The following is a 17,003-nucleotide window of genomic DNA, read 5'->3' on the forward strand; positions in this document are numbered from 1 at the left end:
CCGCGGCCGGGGGAGTTCAGATGGCGAAGCGGTGCACCGCCGCCGGGGTCAGGGCGGCGTGCACCGGCTGGTCGTGGGGCTCGTGCGGCAGCGCCTCGACGACCTCGCCCTCGTACACCAGGACCACCAGGGCGGGGTCCGCGCCCGCGCGGGCGAGCCGGGCCAGGACCCGGTCGTAGCTGCCGCCCCCGCGGCCCAGGCGGATGCCCGCGTGGTCCACGGCCAGGCCCGGCAGCAGCACGGTGTCCGCGGCGAGCACCGCCCCGGTGCCGAGCGGGGGCCCGGCCGGTTCGCGCAGCGCCATCCGGCCCGGGTGCCGCACCGTGGCCAGCGAGCCGGGGCCGGTGTACTCGCCCCAGGACAGGTCGTTGTCGGCGAGCAGCACCGGCAGCAGCACCCGGGTGCCGCGCCCGCGCAGCCAGTCGAGCAGGGCGCCGGTGCCCGGCTCCGTACCCATGGACACGTAGGCGGCCACGGTGGAAACCTGGCAGAGCGCGGGAAGGTCCGCCGCCCGGGCGGCGAACTGCGCGGCCTTTTCCTGGACGTCATCTTCCGTCAACCGGTTTCTCACGGACAGGAACTCTCGCCGCAACATTCGCTTGCCAGAGTCGGTCCCGCGCGGGGCTGCATTCATGGATTGCTCACAAACCTTTCCGAAGGTGGGCATACGCAGCTGAATTAACCGGACCCTCACATTCTGTGCCAGGGCAGCGGTTAAGGTGGCGGACATGACTGAGCACCCCCACACCAGGATCACCAAGGCTGTCATTCCGGCGGCGGGACTGGGCACCAGGTTCCTGCCCGCGACCAAGGCAACTCCCAAGGAAATGCTGCCGGTTGTGGACAAGCCGGCTATTCAGTACGTGGTGGAGGAGGCCGTCGCCGCCGGTCTCGACGACGTTCTCATGGTCACCGGACGCAACAAGCGCCCCCTTGAGGATCATTTCGACCGCAATTACGAACTGGAAGAAGCCCTGACAAAGAAGGGCGACCGGACCCGGCTCAGCAGGGTCCAGGAATCCAGCGATCTCGCCACGATGCACTACGTACGCCAGGGTGACCCCCGCGGACTCGGTCATGCCGTCCTGTGCGCCGCCCCCCACGTCGGCCACGAGCCTTTCGCCGTCCTGCTCGGCGACGACCTGATCGACCCGCGCGACCCGCTGCTCGCCCGGATGACCGACATCCAGGAGCAGCGCGGCGGCACCGTCGTCGCCCTGATGGAGGTCGACCCCCAGCAGATCCACATGTACGGCTGCGCGGCGGTCGAGGCCACCGGGGAGTCCGACGTGGTCAAGGTGACCGGCCTGGTCGAGAAGCCCGACCCGGCGGACGCGCCGTCCAACTTCGCCATCATCGGCCGCTATGTCCTCGACCCCGCCGTCTTCGACATACTGCGCAAGACCGAGCCCGGCCGCGGCGGCGAGATCCAGCTCACCGACGCCCTCCAACAGCTCGCCGAGGACGAGAAGGTCGGCGGCCCCGTGCACGGCGTGGTCTTCAAGGGCCGCCGCTATGACACCGGCGACCGGGGAGACTACCTGCGTGCCATTGTCCGCCTCGCGTGCGAACGTGAGGACCTGGGACCGGACTTCAGGACCTGGCTACGCAGGTACGTCACCGAGGAGATGTAACCACTTGAGCAGCACCACGACGCGCCTCGCGGGCCCCGACCACCTCTGGTCGGTCGGCGAGCACCTGGACGACATCCTCGCCACCGTCCGTCCGCTGGAGCCCATCGACCTCCAGCTGCTCGACGCCCAGGGCTGCGTCCTGGTCGAGGACGTCCCGGTCGACGTCTCGCTGCCCCCCTTCGACAACAGCGCGATGGACGGGTACGCGGTACGGGTCACCGACGTCTCCGAGGCGGGCCGGGAGTACCCGGCCGCCCTGGAGGTGATCGGCGACGTCGCGGCGGGGCAGCACGCGGAGCTGACCGTGGGCCCCGGGCAGGCCGCCCGGATCATGACCGGGGCCCCGCTGCCGCCCGGCGCCGAGACCGTGGTCCCCGTCGAGTGGACCGACGGCGGGCTCGGCGAGGGCCCCGTCGACTCGATGCCGCCCGGCGCCGCCGGGGGCGCGGACGGCGAGGTCCGCGTCTTCCGCCCGGCCCCCGAGGGCGCCCACGTCCGCAGGGCGGGCAGCGATGTCCGCGCCGGGGAGCGGGCGCTGCGCGCCGGCAGCGTGCTCGGCGCCCCGCAGATCGCCCTGCTCGCCGCGATCGGCACGAAGACCGTCCGGGTCCGCCCCCGCCCGCGCGTCGTGGTGCTCTCCACCGGAAGCGAACTCGTCCAGCCCGGCGTCCCGCTCGGCCCCGGCCAGATCTACGACTCCAACTCCTACGCCCTGACCGCCGCCGCCCGGGAGGCGGGCGCGATCGCCTACCGGGTCGGCGCGGTCGCCGACGACCCCGAGACCCTGCGCGCCACCATCGAGGACCAGCTCATCCGCGCCGATCTCCTGGTCACCACCGGCGGGGTCAGCGTCGGCGCCTACGACGTGGTCAAGGAGGCGCTCTCCTCCACCCGGGACGCCGAGGAGGACGGCAGCGGCGTCGAGTTCCGCCGGCTCGCCATGCAGCCCGGCAAACCGCAGGGCTTCGGCTCCATCGGCCCCGACCACACCCCGCTGCTCGCCCTGCCGGGCAACCCGGTCTCCTCGTACGTCTCCTTCGAACTCTTCGCCAGACCCGCGATCCGCACCCTGATGGGCGTGGCGGACATCCACCGGGAGTCCGTCCGCGCCGTGCTGCGCAGCAAGAAGCCGCTCGGTTCGCCGGAGGGCAGGCGGCAGTACCTGCGCGGCCGCTACGACGCGCGGCGCGGCGAGGTCACGCCCGTCGGCGGCTCCGGTTCCCATCTGGTGGCCGCGCTCGCCAAGGCCGACGCCCTGATCGTGGTCCCGGAGGAGACGACCGGGCTGAAGCCGGGCGCCGAGGTCGAGGTGCTGCTGCTCGGCTGAACCGCCCGCGCGGTACGGGCCGTGCCGCGCGCGGTACCGTGTCGCGCACACAGGGCCCGTACGCGGCGGTCAGCCACCGGCGGCGGCGCGGCCCGGACCGGGAGCGCCAGGGCACATGACAGCGACGGACCGGGGCAGCGGCCCCGAGCGGCACCGCCTCACCCATCTCGACGAGGCGGGCGCCGCGCACATGGTCGACGTCTCGGAGAAGGACGTCACCGCGCGCACCGCCCGGGCCAGCGGCCGGGTCCTGGTCGCCCCCGCCGTGGTGGCGCTGCTGCGGGGCGAGGGCGTCCCCAAGGGCGACGCGCTCGCCACCGCCCGCATCGCCGGGATCATGGGCGCCAAGCGCACCCCCGAGCTCATCCCGCTCTGCCACCCGCTCGCCCTGTCCAAGGTCCGCCTCGACCTCGCGGTCACCGAGGCGGCCGTGGAGATCCGCGCCGAGGTCAGGACCACCGACCGCACCGGCGTCGAGATGGAGGCGCTGACCGCGGTCTCGGTCGCCGCGCTCACCGTGGTCGACATGGTCAAGGCCGTCGACAAGGGCGCCGTCATCACCGACGTACGGGTGGAGGAGAAGACCGGCGGCAAGTCCGGCGACTGGAACCGCCCGGAGGAGCCCCGGTGACCGACCACACGCCGCAGGCGGGCGACCGCACGCCGCCGGTGAGCGACCGCACTCCGTCGGTGGGCGACCGTATCCCGCCGGTGAGTGACCGCACCCCGCACGGCACCGGCCCGCACGCCGCTGAGGCCGCCGATCCGCACGCCGCGCATGCCGCCGGCCCGCACGCCGCGCAGGCCCCCGGCCCCCGTCCGGCCGGTCCGCCCTACCGCGCCCTGGTGGTCACCGCCTCGAACCGGGCGGCCTCCGGGGTGTACGAGGACCTCGGCGGCCCGGTGATCGCCGAGGCGCTGCGCGCGCTCGGCTTCGCCGTGGACGGCCCGCAGGTGGTCCCGGACGGCGACCCGGTCGAGACCGCCCTGCGCGCCGCCGTCGACACCGGCTACGACCTCGTCCTCACCACCGGCGGCACCGGCATCTCGCCCACCGACCGCACCCCCGAGGCCACCCGGAGGGTCCTCGGCGCCCACGGCTACGAGATCCCCGGCATCCCCGAGGCGATCCGCGCCCACGGCAACCGCAAGGTGCCCACCGCCGCCCTCTCGCGGGGCCTCGCGGGCGTGGCCCGGCGCACCCTGATCGTGAACCTGCCGGGCTCCACCGGCGGCGTACGCGACGGGCTCGCCGTCCTGGAACCCCTGCTGCGGCACGCCGTCGACCAGCTGCGCGGCGGCGACCACGCCCCGTCCGCCGGGCCCGCGGCCCCGGACGAGGGCGGGGCGGGGAGGTCGCGCTGAACAGCCTCGCCTGGCCCGTCGAGCTGGTCGACGGCGACATCACCCTGCGGCCGATAAGGCTGCGGGACCAGCGCGCCTGGCGGGAGGTCAACCGGCGCAACCGCGAATGGCTGCGCCCCTGGGAGGCCACCGTCCCGCCGCCCACCCCGACCGGGCCCGTCGCCCACCGGCCCACCTACCGGCAGATGGTCCGGCATCTGCGGGCCGAGGCGAACGCGGGGCGGATGCTGCCCTTCGTGATCGAGTACCGGGGCACGCTCGCCGGGCAGTTGACGGTCGCCGGGATCTCCTGGGGGTCGATGTGCTCGGGCCACGTCGGCTACTGGGTCGACCAGTCGGTGGCGGGCCGCGGCGTGATGCCCACCGCGGTCGCCCTCGCCGTGGACCACTGCTTCCGCACCCTCGGCCTGCACCGCATCGAGGTGTGCATCCGCCCCGAGAACCTGCCGAGCCGCCGGGTGGTGGAGAAGCTCGGTTTCCGCGAGGAGGGACTGCGCCCCCGCTTCCTGCACATCGACGGGGACTGGCGGGACCACCTCGTCTTCGCGCTCACCGCCGAGGAGGCCCCCGAGGGGCTCCTCGCCCGCTGGCACCGCACCCGCGGCGCCGCCCCGGGGCAGCGCCCCACCGCGCCCGGCCTCTCGCCGCGCGCCCCGCACGAGCCCCCGGGCACCGGCTCGCACCGCGAGGCCCCGCGCCCCGGCGCGCACCGGGACACCTGGACGGAACCGGGCCGCGGTCCGGTCCGCGGCCCCTGGAACGGCCCCGAGGACAGCGGCTGAACGGGCCGCCCCCGCCTCGTATCCCGCCTGCCGGAACGGTTCTCCATGGCCGGAACGCACTCCGGGCCGCCGCCGAGCCCCCGAGCATGCCCCGGGCAACTTCCCCTGCCCGAAAGGGCAGTTCCCCGAAAAGGGAATAGGTGTTCGAATAAAAGCCCGACAGATGCCCGGAAAGGTCCCGCTCAGGGCTTTAATTCCCTTCCGTCGACGGGCTGTTGATCACATCGGTCGGAAGAAAGCTTGAAAATATCAGCCAGATCGTGCGACACACCGGCCCAATTGGCAGATGGCCTCACGCAATCCCCTCTACCGTGTAGCGGGTGAGCAGCAGCGGCCTCATCTACGCAGTCATTGTCGGGGCCTGGGCCGCCTACCTGGTGCCGATGTGGCTCCGTAGGCAGGACGAGCTCAACGAGGCCCGTCCAACAGAACGTTTCAGCACCGCCATAAGGCTTCTGTCCGGCCGGGCGGGAATGGAACGCCGGTACGCCAAGGACCTGAAGGCGCGGTCGGAGGAGAACCCCGAACCGCCCGCCCTCCCGGGCGACGTCACCGATTCGGTGGACGTCCGGGCCTTCGCCGTGCCCCCGAAGCAGTCCTCCCGCGCCGAGGCGGCCGAGGTCTCCCGCGTGGAGAACCGGCGGCCGGCGGCGCGCGAGGAGGCCCGGGAGGCGGCCCCGCGCGAGCCCGAGTACGAGAAACGCGAGGCCGCCCGCGAGAGCGCCCCGGCGGGCCGCGCGGGGGAGCGGCGCCCGAGGAGCGCGCAGGAGGCTGCCCGCGCCCGGCGCACCCAGGTCCTCGCGCGCCGTCGGCGCACCACCGTGCTGCTCTTCGTGCTCTTCACCGCCGGTGCGGTGGTGGCCGCGATCGGCGGCCTCGCCTTCCTCTGGGCACCGGTGGCCCCCGCCCTGCTGCTGAGCGTGTACATCGTGTACCTGCGCGTCCAGGAGCGGCGCCGGTTCGCGTACGTCATGGACCGCCGCAGGGCGGAGGAGGCGGCGCAGCGCCTGCGCGAACGGCAGGCCTCCCGGCGCGGTACGGGCGAGCGGCGCGGCGGTGAACTGCCGCCCGGCGCGGGCGAGTCCACCGGTCCCGAGCTGCCCGACCTGGCCGCGGACCGCCGCGCTCTGGTCGAGCAGACCGACCACGCGGAATGGGTCGACCAGCAGCGCGAGCGCCGCGGCGGCCCGGCCCGGGGCGAGAGCTGGGACCCCGTCCCGGTCCCGCTGCCCACCTATGTCACCGCCCCCGTCGCCCCGCGCGCCACCGGCAGCACCGACCTCGGCGCCCCGGACACCTGGAGCGCGGCCCGCTCCAGCGCGGCCGACCCGGGCGAGAAGGGCGGGCGCGCCGGATCCACCCCGGCCGGCGCCGGGGAGGGCGAGGCGGACGGCACGGACGCCTCCGGCGCCGCCGAGGCCTCCGGTGAGCGCAGCGACGCCCGCCGCGCCGCCTCGGCCCGCCGGGCCCGGGAACGCGGCCGTACCCCCCTCTTCGACCAGTTCGACGAGGACGGCCGCCCCCGGGCGGCGAACGAGTAGCCGACGCGGGGCCCGCCACCACGGGCCCCGCACCCCGCCCCTGACCAGCCCGTCAGGCGGCCCGCAACGGATTTCCGAGCACCGCGGCCGGGGTGCTAGAGTCTCCCTCGTTGCAAGGGCCTGTGGCGCAGTCCGGTAGCGCACCTCGTTCGCATCGAGGGGGTCAGGGGTTCGAATCCCCTCAGGTCCACGAAAGCGATGGCGATCTGTATCCACGGAAAGCGTGGATCGGGTCGCTTTCGTTGTTTTTGCGCGGGCTTCGCCGCGCGGGGCGGGGGCTTCGCCACCCGCACCCCCATCCGGCCGGGTGCTGTTGTCGGTCGGCTTTCCGGTTTGGGTTGCTGCTGTCGGTCGGCTTTCTTTCTCTGTTGCGGTTGTTGGTTGGGTTTGTGGTTTTGCGCGCCCTGGGAGGTCGGTCGCCTGTTGGCGCGTTTCCTGGAGCATCGAGCGGGGGCCCGAGCGGTCGCGTGCCGGGTTGTGCTGGACGTCGGTAAATCCTGGTGGTGGTGCGGTCGTTGAGGGGGGATGCCTCTGGGCGGGCGGGAGTCGGTGTGTGCGGCCCTCTTGACCGTTCGTGGTTGTCTCCCCGACTGTGTGGTGGCCGGGTCGCTCCCGTTTCGCGGAGGCAAGTGTGAGAAGTCGCAGGGGCCGCAGTGTTCTCGTCGGTGTGCTGGCCAGTGGGATGCTGCTGGCGGCGTCCTCGGTGGCCTCCGGTGATCCGGGTGGGTCGGCGGAGACGTCGACAACGATGTCAGACGGGCAAGGTCCGCGTGCGGCGGCGCAGTTGGTGGAGGATCCGGCCGACTATGTGGACCCGCTGATCGGCACCGGACGCGGCGGGGAGTCCGTCGGGGAGATCAACAACTTCCCGGGGCCCGCGGCGCCGTTCGGGATGATGCAGTTCTCGCCGGACACCGAGGGCTCGTACGCGGGGTACCAGTACCACAGCGAGCGGATCCGGGGGTTCAGCCTCGATCACGCCTCGGTCGGCTGCACCGCCTTCGGGGACGTGCCGATCCTGCCGGTGGCCGGGGAGATCGGCGCGAAGCCCTGGGAGCGGACCGAGCGGTTCTCGCACGACGGGGAGAAGGCGGAGCCCGGGTACTACGCGGTGACCCTCGGGGACGCGAAGGTGCGGGCCGAGCTGGCGGCCACCACGCGCACCGGACTGGCCCGGTTCACCTTCCCGGAGGGCGAGCAGGCGGCGCAGGTCCTGGTGAAGGGCGGGGCCAGCCTGGCCGGGAACAAGCGGGCCGCGCTGCGGATCGAGGGGGACCGCACGGTCACCGGCTCCGCGACGACCGGGAACTTCTGCGGCAAGGGCAACGAGTACACCGTCCACTACGCGCTCACCTTCGACCGGCCGTTCACCGCGCACGGCACCTGGGACGGCTCCTCGGTGTCCGAGGGCGCCGACGCGGTGGACGCCCCGAAGGCGGGCGCCTATCTGACCTTCGGCGGGGCGCGCACGGTGCGGGCCAAGGTGTCCATGTCGTATGTCTCGGTGGCCGGGGCGAAGGCCAATATGGCGGCGGAGGCGGGTGGTTGGGACCTGGCGGCGCTGCGGGAGAAGACGCGGGCCGAGTGGTCCGAGGCGCTCGGCAGGATCCGGGTCGCGGGCCGCGAGGAGGGCGAGCTGCGGACCTTCTACACGGCGCTCTACCACGCGCTGATGCACCCCAACACCTTCAACGACGCCGACGGCCGCTACCCGGGCTTCGACGACAAGGTGCGCACCCTGCCCGAGGGCCGCACCCAGTACGCCAACTTCTCCGACTGGGACACCTACCGCAGCCTGGCCCCGCTGCAGGCGATGCTGTGGCCCGAGCGGGCGAGCGACATGGCGCAGTCGCTGGTCAACGACGCGGTGCAGGGCGGGTGGTGGCCGCGCTGGCCGCTGGCCAACGACTACACGGGGCAGATGACCGGGGACAACTCGGTGCCGCTGATCGCCAACCTCTACGCCTTCGGCGCCCGGGACTTCGATCTGCCCACCGCCCTCAAGTACCTGGTGAAGGGCGCCACTTCGGTGGACGAGCGGCCGGGCGCCTATCAGGAGCGGCCCGGGGTGCGCAGCTATGTCGAGCGCGGCTACATGCCCAACAACGACGCCTCCCGCGGCGATCACCAGCGGGTCGGCGGCTCGGTCACCCTGGAGTGGGCGATCGACGACTTCGCCATCGCTCAACTCGCCGAGGCCGCGGGGCAGAAGGAGACCGCCCGGACCTTCACCCGGCGCGGGCAGAACTGGCAGCACCTCCTGAACCCGGCCACCGGCTACCTCCAGCCGCGCGGCCAGGACGGGCGCTTCCCGGACGGGCCGCCCTTCCAGCCGCCGCCCCCGGGGAAGTTCGGGCAGGACGGCTACGACGAGGGCAACGCGGCGCAGTACAACTGGCTGGTTCCGCAGAACACCGCCGGGCTGATCGCCGCGATGGGCGGGCGGGAGGCCGCCGCCGACCGCCTCGACACCTTCTTCGGCAAGCTCAACGCGGGCCCCAACGAGCCGTACATGTGGGCCGGCAACGAGGTCGACTTCTCGGTGCCCTGGGTCTACAACCACCTCGGGCAGCCCTGGAAGACGCAGCAGCGGGTGCGGGAGATCGCCACCACGCTGTTCAGCCCGACACCGGACGGGGAGCCCGGCAACGACGACCTCGGTGCCCAGTCCTCCTGGTACGTCTGGGCCGCGCTCGGCCTGTATCCCTCGACGCCCGGCACCGGTGATCTGACCCTGCACGGACCGCTGTTCGAGCGTGCGGTGCTCGATCTGCCGGGCCGGGCGCGGGAGTTGGACATCAGGGCGCCGAAGGCCTCCGCGAAGACGCCGTATGTGCACGGGCTGCGGATCGACGGCCGGGAGCGGGAGCGTACGTCGCTGCCGCGCGGGATCCTCGACCGCGGCGGGCGGCTCGACTTCGACCTGGGCGGCGAGCCCGACCGGAGCTGGGCCACCTCGGCTCAGGCCGCGCCGCCCTCGTACCGCACCGGGGAGAAGCCCTTCCTCGCCTCGGTGACGCCGAACCTGGTGACGGTCCGACCGGGGCGCGGGACGGCCGAGTTGCGGGTGCACGGGCAGCGGCTGGGCGGGAAGGACCGGTCGCTGCGGGTGCGGGCCGAGGCACCCGCGGGGCTCAAGGTGGCTCCGGGCGGCGGGAGTCTGCGGCTCGATCCGGCAACCGGCAGCGGGGTGACCGAACTTGAGGTCAGCGCGGCGGCCGGGACGCCCGAGGGGTACTACGAGATCCCGGTGAGCGTCCGAGGGGCTTCGGGGAAGCCGGTGCGCGGGTCGGCGATCGTCCTGGTCGCCCGGGAGGGCGGGCTCGCCGCCGCCTGGGAGGGCACCGGGGCCTCCGACGACGGCGACCGGGGGCAGGGCGACTACGACGGGGACGGCAACAGCTACTCCCGGCAGGCGCTCGCGGCCGAGGGGCTGCGGGGCGGGGCCCGACTCGAAGCCTCGGGGACCCGGTTCACCTGGCCGGACGCGCCGCAGGGCCGCCCCGACCACGCGAGCGCCAAGGGGCAGACCCTCGGCCTCGGCGAGGAGGCGGCGGACGCCGGGCGGCTGCTCTTCGTCGGCTCCGCGACCCACGGCGACCAACGGGGCACCGCCACCGTGACGTTCACCGACGGCAGCACCGCGAAGGCGGACCTCTCCTTCGGCGACTGGACCGAGCCGGGCGGCGGCCGGGACCCGGTCTTCGGCAACACCGTGGTGGCGCACACCGCCTACCGCAACCAGGCCTCGGGGCAAGGGCCTTCGGCCTTCGTCTACGCCACCGAGCCCTTCCGGGTCCCGGCGGGCAAGCACCTGAAGAGCGTCACCCTGCCCGAGAACGACAAGCTGCATGTCTTCGCCCTCGGCCTCGGCTGAGGACACCGACGCGGGGCGCACAGCGCCGCGTTGAGACCCCCGTCCCCTACCGGCACCCGCACAGAGTCGAGACCCGCTGCTCCTACTGGCCCCCACAGACCGGGAGATCGAGATGACCGTGCCCTCTTGGCGGAACCGCCGCTCACGGCGCCGTCCGCGGTGGCTGCTGCCCCTGTTCGCCGCGGCCCTCGCCGTGCTCTGCGCCACCGGCGCCACCGCCCCCGTACCGGATGCCTCCCCAGCGGCGGCGCCGACTGCCGCCGGGGGCAAGGGAGTCAGCGTGACGCCGGTCGAGGGGGCCGGTGCGGCGCTGGCCGATGTCGGGGCGTCCTGGTACTACGACTGGTCCCCGTCCACCGGTGAGATCGCGCGGCCCGAGGGCGCCGAGTTCGTGCCGATGATCTGGGGCGCGGGCGCGGTCAACGACGCCGATCTGGCCCGCGCGAAGGAGGAGGGGCAGCAGCTGCTCGGCTTCAACGAGCCGGACATGGCGGGCCAGGCGGACATGCCGGTGGAGCAGGCGCTCGATCTGTGGCCCCGGCTCCAGGACACCGGGCTGCGGCTCGGCGCGCCCGCTGTCGCCTTCGGCGGGGACACCCCCGGCGGCTGGCTCGACCGCTTCATGACCGGCGCCGCCGAACGCGGGCTGCGCGTCGACTTCATCCCGCTGCACTGGTACGGCGGCGACTTCGGCCCGGCCGCCGTCGACCAGCTGCGCGGCTATCTGCAGGCGGTGTACGACCGCTACCACAAGCCCATCTGGCTCACCGAGTACGCCCTGACCGACTTCTCCGGCTCCACCCCCCGCTACCCGAGCGAGCAGGAGCAGACCGACTTCGCGCGGGGCTCCGCCGAGATGCTGGGGCAACTGCCGTTCGTGGAGCGGTACGCCTGGTTCACGCTCTCCACCGGCACGGCACCGACCGGCCTCTACGACGGGACCACACCCAACGCCACGGGTCTCGCCTACCGCGAGGCGGGCTGAGCACACGCGGCAGGGCGCGGCCGATTCCCGTACGGTCGGCTCAAGTCCCGTAGCGGCACTTGGGAGTCCCGCACTGCCAGCTCCAAGTCCCGTACCGCCGTACCTGAGTTCAGTGTCGCCAGTCCCAAGTCGCTGACAGGACAGGGGAGTCGGCCACCGGTCGTACTCCGGTGGCCGACTCCCCTGTCCGGTCGGGGCCCGGTGCTACGGCCGCCGGGCCGCGAGCAGGCGGATGCCGAGGGCGGGGTCCTCCCAGGCGGTCCTGAGGTGGGTGAGGCCCGCCTCGGTCAGCGCCTCCTCCAGGGCGCCCTCGGCGGGGGCCGGGGCCCCGGTCAGGGCGAGTTCGAGGCGCAGGGCGGCCGCGCCCGCCGGGCGCTTCGGGGGCAGCGGGGCCACCAGGAGGAGCCAGCCGCCGGGGAGCAGGGCACCGGCGGCGGAACCGGCCGCGCGCCCGATCTCCTGCGCGGTGCGTCCGGCGGTCGGCAGCCAGGCGAGCGCGAGGCGGTCCTCGGCGGTGAAGGAGTCCGGGCCGCCGGTGCGGACCTCGACCAGGCTCTCCCCGGCCGGGGTGCGCGGGTCCCGCGCGGCCCGCGCCGTGTCGGCCGCGGCCTCCGGTTCCAGGGCGAGCACCGGTACGAAGGGGATGTGGCGGGCCAGTTCGGCGGCGGCTGCTCCGCCGTCGCCGGCCGCGCAGCCCACCTTGGCCCCGGGCCGGTCGAGGCGCTCGGGCAGCCCTTCCAGCCTGCCGAGCAGTTCGTTGACCAGGGCGTCCGCGAGCGGAGCCGACTCGGTGCCGCAGCCGGTGAACTCCGCCCGACCGGCGGCCTGTTCACCGGTGCGCAGCCGCCCGGCAGCGGTCACAGTGCGGCGCAGGCGGGCCGCGAAGGCGGTGGTGCGGGGGCCGCCGACGAGGACGCGTTCGAGGCCTTCCTCGGCGGCGAGGCGGCCCTCGGCGTCCCGGCGTACCAGGGAGGCGGACACCAGGGTGTCGAGAAGCCGCGCGGTGGTGTCCTCGTCCGGGCCCCCGACTCCGGCCGCCGCCTCCTTGGGAGTGCAGGGTTCGAGGAGGCGGGCGAGGAGCCCGGTCTGCTGGGCCAGGGCGCAGGCGAGGAAGGAGCGGGCACCGGCGGCGCGTTCGGCGAGGCGCCCGGTGAAGCCGCCGGGGACCTCGGGCAGCGCGCCGGGCGGCTGTCCCGAGCGGGCTGCGGCCAGGGCGGCGTGGGCCCTGTCGAGGAAGGCGGTCAGCTCGGCCCGCTGCCCGGCGGGGACGGGGTCGAGCTTGGCCGCGGTCGTCATCTCGGCCACCGCGTCGGCGAGTTGGCCGGGAGCGCCGTTCGCGGCGGCCTCGGCGGCGTGCAGCGCCCACCAGGAGTCGGCGAGCTTGGCGACGGTGCGCTCGGCGGCCTCCTCGCGGACCCGGGTGCCCTCGATGCCGACGATGGTGCGCTGGCCGAGCTGCATGAGCAGGGTCTCCTGCGAGCCCTGTCCGGAGATGAGGCCGAGGATGTCGCGCATGAAGCGCTCCCAGGGGAACGCCGACATATAGGCCTCGCCGCCCATCAGGCCCATCACCAACTGGCCGATGCGCAGGGCGCATTCGGAGGCGTGGTGCTTGGCGACGGTGGCGAACTCGTCGAAGTGCGGGTCGCGGCCGGTGTCCCGGGTGCCGTCGAGCGCCCGGTAGACGCTGGCCCTGGCCTGCATGAGCAGGGCGCGCATCTCGCCGACGGTGCGCTCGACATTGGCGTAGTCGAGGACCCGGCGGCCCGCGCGGCGCCGGGTGGCGAGCGCCTCCACGCAGTTCTCGATGACGCCGTCCAGGGCGCCGAGTACCCCGCAGGCGCTCATGGTGCGGCGGATGCGGGCGTAGGTGTTCAGCTCGCTCAGCGCGTCGGCGCGCCAGACCAGGCGCCACTCGGGCAGCCGCACCCGGTCCAGGACGACCTGGCCGAGGCCCATGGTGTGCATGCCCATGGTGTCCATGTGGATCGGCGTGACGCCCGGGTCGTCCTTCTCGACCAGGAAGGCCAGCATGTCGTTGGAGGCCTCGTCGCGCACGAAGAGCAGGAAGAGGTCGGCGAAGCGGGCGCCCGCGAGGAAGCGCTTGGCGCCGTTGAGGACCCACGCGCCGTCCTCCAGGCGGGCGGTGGACCGGTAGTCGTAGGGATCCAGGCTCTCGTAGGCGCCCTGGACGCCGAAGCGGCGGCCGGCGACCAGGTCGGGGACGTACCGCTCGATGAGTTCGGGCCGGCCGCTGGAGAGGATCAGCTCGCAGATCTCGACGCTGATGTCGAGCAGGACGGCGAAGCCGGGATCCCGGGAGAGGCGGGCGATCTCCTCGACCACCACGCCCCAGGCCAGCTTGTCGCGCCCCTCGCCGCCGATCGAGGCGGGCAGCGAGAACCGCATCAGGCCGAGGTCGCCGGCCTTCTCGAAGACGCTGTTGTCCAGCGGCCGGGAGGCCTGGTTGCGAAAGTGCGCGCCCGGGTTGGCCCGGTCCAGGACGAAGGAGGCGAACCGGCGGCGGGCCTCGCGGCGGACCTGCTCGACCTCCGCGTCCAGGGTGCGGTGGCCGGGGGCGGCCGCCCGGTTCATGACATCGGCGGCGTGCGCCCGGGCCGTCACGCCCCGGCCTCCGTGCCCTGCTCCTCGGCCTCGCGCACCAGCTCGTCGAGGGTCTCGGTGCCGAGGAAGCGTTCCAGCGGGATGGTGGCGCCGGTGCGCTCCTCGACCTCGACGGAGAGCTGCGCGGCGGTGAGCGAGTCGATGCCGATCTCGCCGACCGGCCGGTCCCCGGGGATGTCCTCCGCGGCGAGGCCGAGCAGTTCGGCGATGAGGTCGGCGAGCCAGGCGGCGGTGGCGGCCTGTCCCGTGCTGTCGGGGGAGGTGGCGGTCATGGGCGCTCCTTGGTTCGTACGGGCCCGGGCTCCCGGTGCTGCGGGGCGAGCCGCAGCGGGATCAGGGACAGGGCCCGGTCGTCGTCGTCGAGTTCGGCGAGGTGGCGTACCAGGCGGTCCTCGGCTTCGAGGTCGGCCCCGGCGGGCAGGCCGAGCCGTTCGAGGACCCGCCGCAGGGCCACCGAGAGCCAGGCGGGGTCGGCCGCGAGCGGGCCGAGTGCCCGGCGGCGCTGGAGCCAGGTGTGCAGGCAGCAGGCCCCGGCGTGCACCAGGCAGTGGCGGCGGGCCGCCTCGTAGGCCGGGGCGCCGCGGTCGGTGCCGAGCGCGGCGAACTCGGCGCGGACCTGGTCCCGTACGGTGCGCAGGGTGCGTGCGAGGGCGGCGAGCCCGGGCTCGTCGGCGAGAGCGTCCACGGCCTCGTCGAGGCAGCCGGTCACCTCGTCGGCGCCGCCGTGGGTGAGGGCGGGGCGCTGGGCGCGCGGGCCGGGCGAGGCCGCCTGTGCGCCGAAGCCGAAGAGCAGCGGCAGCGGCAGTTCGGCGCGGGCGGGGCTCCTCCTGCGGGCGGCGCTGGCGAGCTGGGCGCGCACGGTGTCGAGCTGGACCAGCTGGGTGCCCTCGAAGACCGGGGTGATCGCCAGGTCGCGCACGATCTTCTGGAAGGCTCCGGCCCCGGCGCCCTCGCGCAGATAGGCGCGGGCGCTGAGCACCTCACCGCAGGCGGCGACGGAGTCCACCGCGAACTGCGGGACCACGTACTTGGCCACCGCGGACCAGAGCGGCATCCGCTGCCGGGCCACGTCGAGTCCGCGGGCGGCGGCGAGGGCGGTGCACTCGGCGACGAGGAGGTCGGCGAAGGCCCGCGCGAGCAGCCCGCGCACCGGCGCGAGCTGGGTGGCGGGCGCCCCGTACAGGATCCGGCCGCGGGCGTGCCTGAGGGCGATCCGCAGGGCGGTGTCCGCGGAGCCGAGGGCGCTGCCGCCGACCAGGGTCCGGGTGTACTGGAGTATCCCGGAGACCATTTCGATGCCGCGGCCCCGGCGCCCGATCACCGCCTCCTCGCCGACCCGGCAGCCGCTCAGCGCGAAGCCGCTCAGGTCGTGGCCGCGCAGCCCGTGGGTGGGCACCTTCGCGAGGCGCCGTACGCCGGTGACGGCCGGGTCCTCGAAGTCGAGCAGGAACAGCCCGAAGGAGGGTTCGGAGGCGGCGAGCACGGTGGCGAAGGAGGACCGGCGGCCGTTGCCGACCAGCCACTTCTCGCCGTTCAGGAGGTAGCCGCCGTCGACCGGGACGGCCCGGGTGCCGGTGGCGAGCAGATCGCTGCCGGCCGCCTCCTCGCTGATGCCCGCGGTGCCCCAGGCCCGGCCGAGGGTCAGCTCGGCGACCCGGCGGCGCTGGGCCTCCTCGCCCCAGATCCACACCGGGAGGGTGGCGAGCAGCGTCGAGCCGAGGCCGACGGAGACCGCCGCGTCCCGGCGCGAGGCGGCGCGCACCAGGGCGAGCAGCGACTCGAAGGAGGTCAGGCTCCCGCCCTCCTCGGCGGGCACCAGGTGGGTGTGCAGCCCGGCCGACCAGGCCGCCTCGTAGGCCTCGGTGGGCTCGGCCTCCCGGTCGTCCGCGCGGACCCCGCGGGCCAGCGACATCCCGGTGTCCGGGTCGAAGGGGCAGCCGAGGTCCTGTTCCAGGCGGGCGGCCGGGGCGAAGGCGGGGAGCCCGTCCTCGGCGGTGGGCCCGGGTGCGGCCTGGGGTGGGGCGGTCGGCCCGGTCATATCCGCTCCACGACGATCGCGTACGGGCCGCCGCCGTCGTCCTCGGCGAGCCCCAGTTCATGGACGAAGGCGAGGCCGCCGCCGTGGCGGTAGGCCGTGGTGCGCACCTGGAGGAGGTCCCAGAGCTGGCCCGCGCGCAGCCAGGTCACGTCCAGGCGCCGCACCCCCTCGCTGAGCGAACGGCGCAGCTCGGGCGCCTTCCTGCCGTGCCGCATCACGAACTCCTCGCGGGCGCCGCCCGCGAAGCCGAGCGACTCGGCCCAGTACCACTGGTCGGCCACCTCGCAGTGGTGCCGGTGGACCCGGAAGGTGGTGGTGTCCGAGGCGATCTCCTCGCCCTCGCGGTCGAAGGAGCCGCGCAGCGCCCGCACCCGCGAGAGGTAGGGCGTGCGCTCGATCTCGTCCTCCCGGAAGGCGGCCACCACCGCCTCGGGCAGGGTGGTCGGCGCCCCGGAGAGGGCGAGGTCGCCGCTGAGCGCGAGCGGCACCGAGGCGGCGCGGGCCCGGACCGCGACCCCGGCCGGGCCGGTGACGGTCAGCTCCGCCTCCAGCTGGGAGGCGCGCGGTCCGCGCACCCGCATCCGGACGTCGACCTCGGCCTCGTCGGCGTCCTCGAAGCGCAGCGGCTGCTCGTACTCCAGCTGCCAGGCCCACAGGACGAGGCCCACCCGGTGCTCGGTGACCAGCCTGCGGTGGCTGTGCAGATGGTCGCGCAGCCAGCGGGTGCCGGCCTGGAAGGCCAGCCGCCCCACCGCGGTGGGCTGCAGCTGGGTGGGGGTGAACAGGCCTGCGTCCAGGACGACTTCGTAGGTGGAGCTGCGGGGCACGG

Annotated in this window: 12 protein-coding genes, 1 tRNA gene and 1 pseudogene; 9 read left to right on the forward strand and 5 right to left on the reverse strand. The window is 74.3% G+C overall.

Annotation, left to right across the window (positions count from 1 at the left end; genetic code table 11):
* Positions 1–16: 16 nt before the first annotated feature.
* Complete coding sequence (locus HFV08_RS19285) at positions 17–634, reverse strand: 5-formyltetrahydrofolate cyclo-ligase (protein ID WP_246341874.1); 618 nt, start codon at positions 632–634, stop codon at positions 17–19.
* Positions 635–728: 94 nt separating this feature from the next.
* On the opposite strand from HFV08_RS19285, the gene galU reads away from it, so the two are divergent.
* The 9 genes and pseudogenes from galU (at position 729) to HFV08_RS19330 (ending at position 11,511) form a co-directional block, all read left to right on the forward strand.
* Positions 729–1,634 (forward strand): UTP--glucose-1-phosphate uridylyltransferase GalU, encoded by a 906-nt coding sequence (galU, locus tag HFV08_RS19290; RefSeq protein ID WP_168540969.1) that lies wholly within the window; start codon positions 729–731, stop codon positions 1,632–1,634.
* A complete protein-coding gene (gene glp / locus HFV08_RS19295; protein ID WP_168540970.1) occupies positions 1,516–2,961 on the forward strand; it encodes a molybdotransferase-like divisome protein Glp in 1,446 nt (481 codons plus the stop codon). The genes galU and glp overlap by 119 nt, the downstream gene beginning before the upstream one ends.
* Positions 2,962–3,076: 115 nt before the next feature.
* Positions 3,077–3,592 (forward strand): cyclic pyranopterin monophosphate synthase MoaC, encoded by a 516-nt coding sequence (gene moaC / locus HFV08_RS19300; protein WP_168540971.1) that lies wholly within the window; start codon positions 3,077–3,079, stop codon positions 3,590–3,592.
* 212 nt (positions 3,593–3,804) lie between these two features.
* A complete protein-coding gene (locus HFV08_RS19305) occupies positions 3,805–4,326 on the forward strand; it encodes a MogA/MoaB family molybdenum cofactor biosynthesis protein (protein WP_210430525.1) in 522 nt (173 codons plus the stop codon).
* A pseudogene (locus tag HFV08_RS19310) lies at positions 4,323–4,952 on the forward strand (GNAT family N-acetyltransferase); the annotation flags it as partial. The gene HFV08_RS19305 and the pseudogene HFV08_RS19310, both read left to right, overlap by 4 nt.
* A gap of 476 nt (positions 4,953–5,428) precedes the next feature.
* Complete coding sequence (locus HFV08_RS19315) at positions 5,429–6,649, forward strand: SepX/GlpR family protein (RefSeq protein ID WP_168540972.1); 1,221 nt, start codon at positions 5,429–5,431, stop codon at positions 6,647–6,649.
* A gap of 116 nt (positions 6,650–6,765) precedes the next feature.
* Positions 6,766–6,839: transfer RNA gene (locus tag HFV08_RS19320), tRNA-Ala, on the forward strand.
* A 558-nt stretch (positions 6,840–7,397) separates the two neighbouring features.
* The gene (locus HFV08_RS19325) at positions 7,398–10,526 is read left to right on the forward strand and encodes a GH92 family glycosyl hydrolase (protein ID WP_168540973.1); all 3,129 of its coding nucleotides are present in this window, start codon (positions 7,398–7,400) and stop codon (positions 10,524–10,526) included.
* A 112-nt stretch (positions 10,527–10,638) separates the two neighbouring features.
* Positions 10,639–11,511: a glycoside hydrolase family protein gene (locus tag HFV08_RS19330; RefSeq protein WP_168540974.1), complete on the forward strand. Its 873-nt coding sequence runs from the start codon at positions 10,639–10,641 to the stop codon at positions 11,509–11,511.
* Positions 11,512–11,715: 204 nt separating this feature from the next.
* On the opposite strand, the gene HFV08_RS19335 is transcribed toward HFV08_RS19330, so the two are convergent.
* Genes HFV08_RS19335 through HFV08_RS19350 form a run of 4 tightly spaced genes read right to left on the reverse strand, consistent with a single transcriptional unit; the run spans position 11,716 to position 17,001 of the window.
* Positions 11,716–14,136, reverse strand: coding sequence for an acyl-CoA dehydrogenase family protein (locus tag HFV08_RS19335; RefSeq protein WP_312885720.1), 2,421 nt, complete (start codon positions 14,134–14,136; stop codon positions 11,716–11,718).
* Positions 14,133–14,408 (reverse strand): acyl carrier protein, encoded by a 276-nt coding sequence (locus tag HFV08_RS19340; protein ID WP_040252429.1) that lies wholly within the window; start codon positions 14,406–14,408, stop codon positions 14,133–14,135. The genes HFV08_RS19335 and HFV08_RS19340 overlap by 4 nt, the downstream gene beginning before the upstream one ends.
* On the reverse strand, positions 14,405–16,174 hold the full coding sequence (locus tag HFV08_RS19345; RefSeq protein WP_168540975.1) for an acyl-CoA dehydrogenase family protein: 1,770 nt from the start codon (positions 16,172–16,174) through the stop codon (positions 14,405–14,407). Before HFV08_RS19345 ends, HFV08_RS19340 begins: the two co-directional genes overlap by 4 nt.
* The gene (locus tag HFV08_RS19350) at positions 16,171–17,001 is read right to left on the reverse strand and encodes an acyl-CoA thioesterase (RefSeq protein WP_168540976.1); all 831 of its coding nucleotides are present in this window, start codon (positions 16,999–17,001) and stop codon (positions 16,171–16,173) included. The genes HFV08_RS19345 and HFV08_RS19350 overlap by 4 nt, the downstream gene beginning before the upstream one ends.
* Between the last annotated feature and the right edge of the window lie 2 nt (positions 17,002–17,003).

This window comes from Streptomyces physcomitrii (assembly GCF_012273655.1).
Lineage (GTDB): Bacteria > Actinomycetota > Actinomycetes > Streptomycetales > Streptomycetaceae > Streptomyces > Streptomyces physcomitrii.

Excerpts from the sequence above, each read along its gene's own strand:
- HFV08_RS19285 (WP_246341874.1), bottom strand. The coding sequence starts at position 634 with ATGAATGCAGCCCCGCGCGGGACCGACTCTGGCAAGCGAATGTTGCGG.
- galU (WP_168540969.1), top strand. The coding sequence starts at position 729 with ATGACTGAGCACCCCCACACCAGGATCACCAAGGCTGTCATTCCGGCG.
- glp (WP_168540970.1), top strand. The coding sequence starts at position 1,516 with ATGACACCGGCGACCGGGGAGACTACCTGCGTGCCATTGTCCGCCTCG.
- moaC (WP_168540971.1), top strand. The coding sequence starts at position 3,077 with ATGACAGCGACGGACCGGGGCAGCGGCCCCGAGCGGCACCGCCTCACC.
- HFV08_RS19325 (WP_168540973.1), top strand. The coding sequence starts at position 7,398 with ATGTCAGACGGGCAAGGTCCGCGTGCGGCGGCGCAGTTGGTGGAGGAT.
- HFV08_RS19330 (WP_168540974.1), top strand. The coding sequence starts at position 10,639 with ATGACCGTGCCCTCTTGGCGGAACCGCCGCTCACGGCGCCGTCCGCGG.
- HFV08_RS19340 (WP_040252429.1), bottom strand. The coding sequence starts at position 14,408 with ATGACCGCCACCTCCCCCGACAGCACGGGACAGGCCGCCACCGCCGCC.
- HFV08_RS19345 (WP_168540975.1), bottom strand. The coding sequence starts at position 16,174 with ATGACCGGGCCGACCGCCCCACCCCAGGCCGCACCCGGGCCCACCGCC.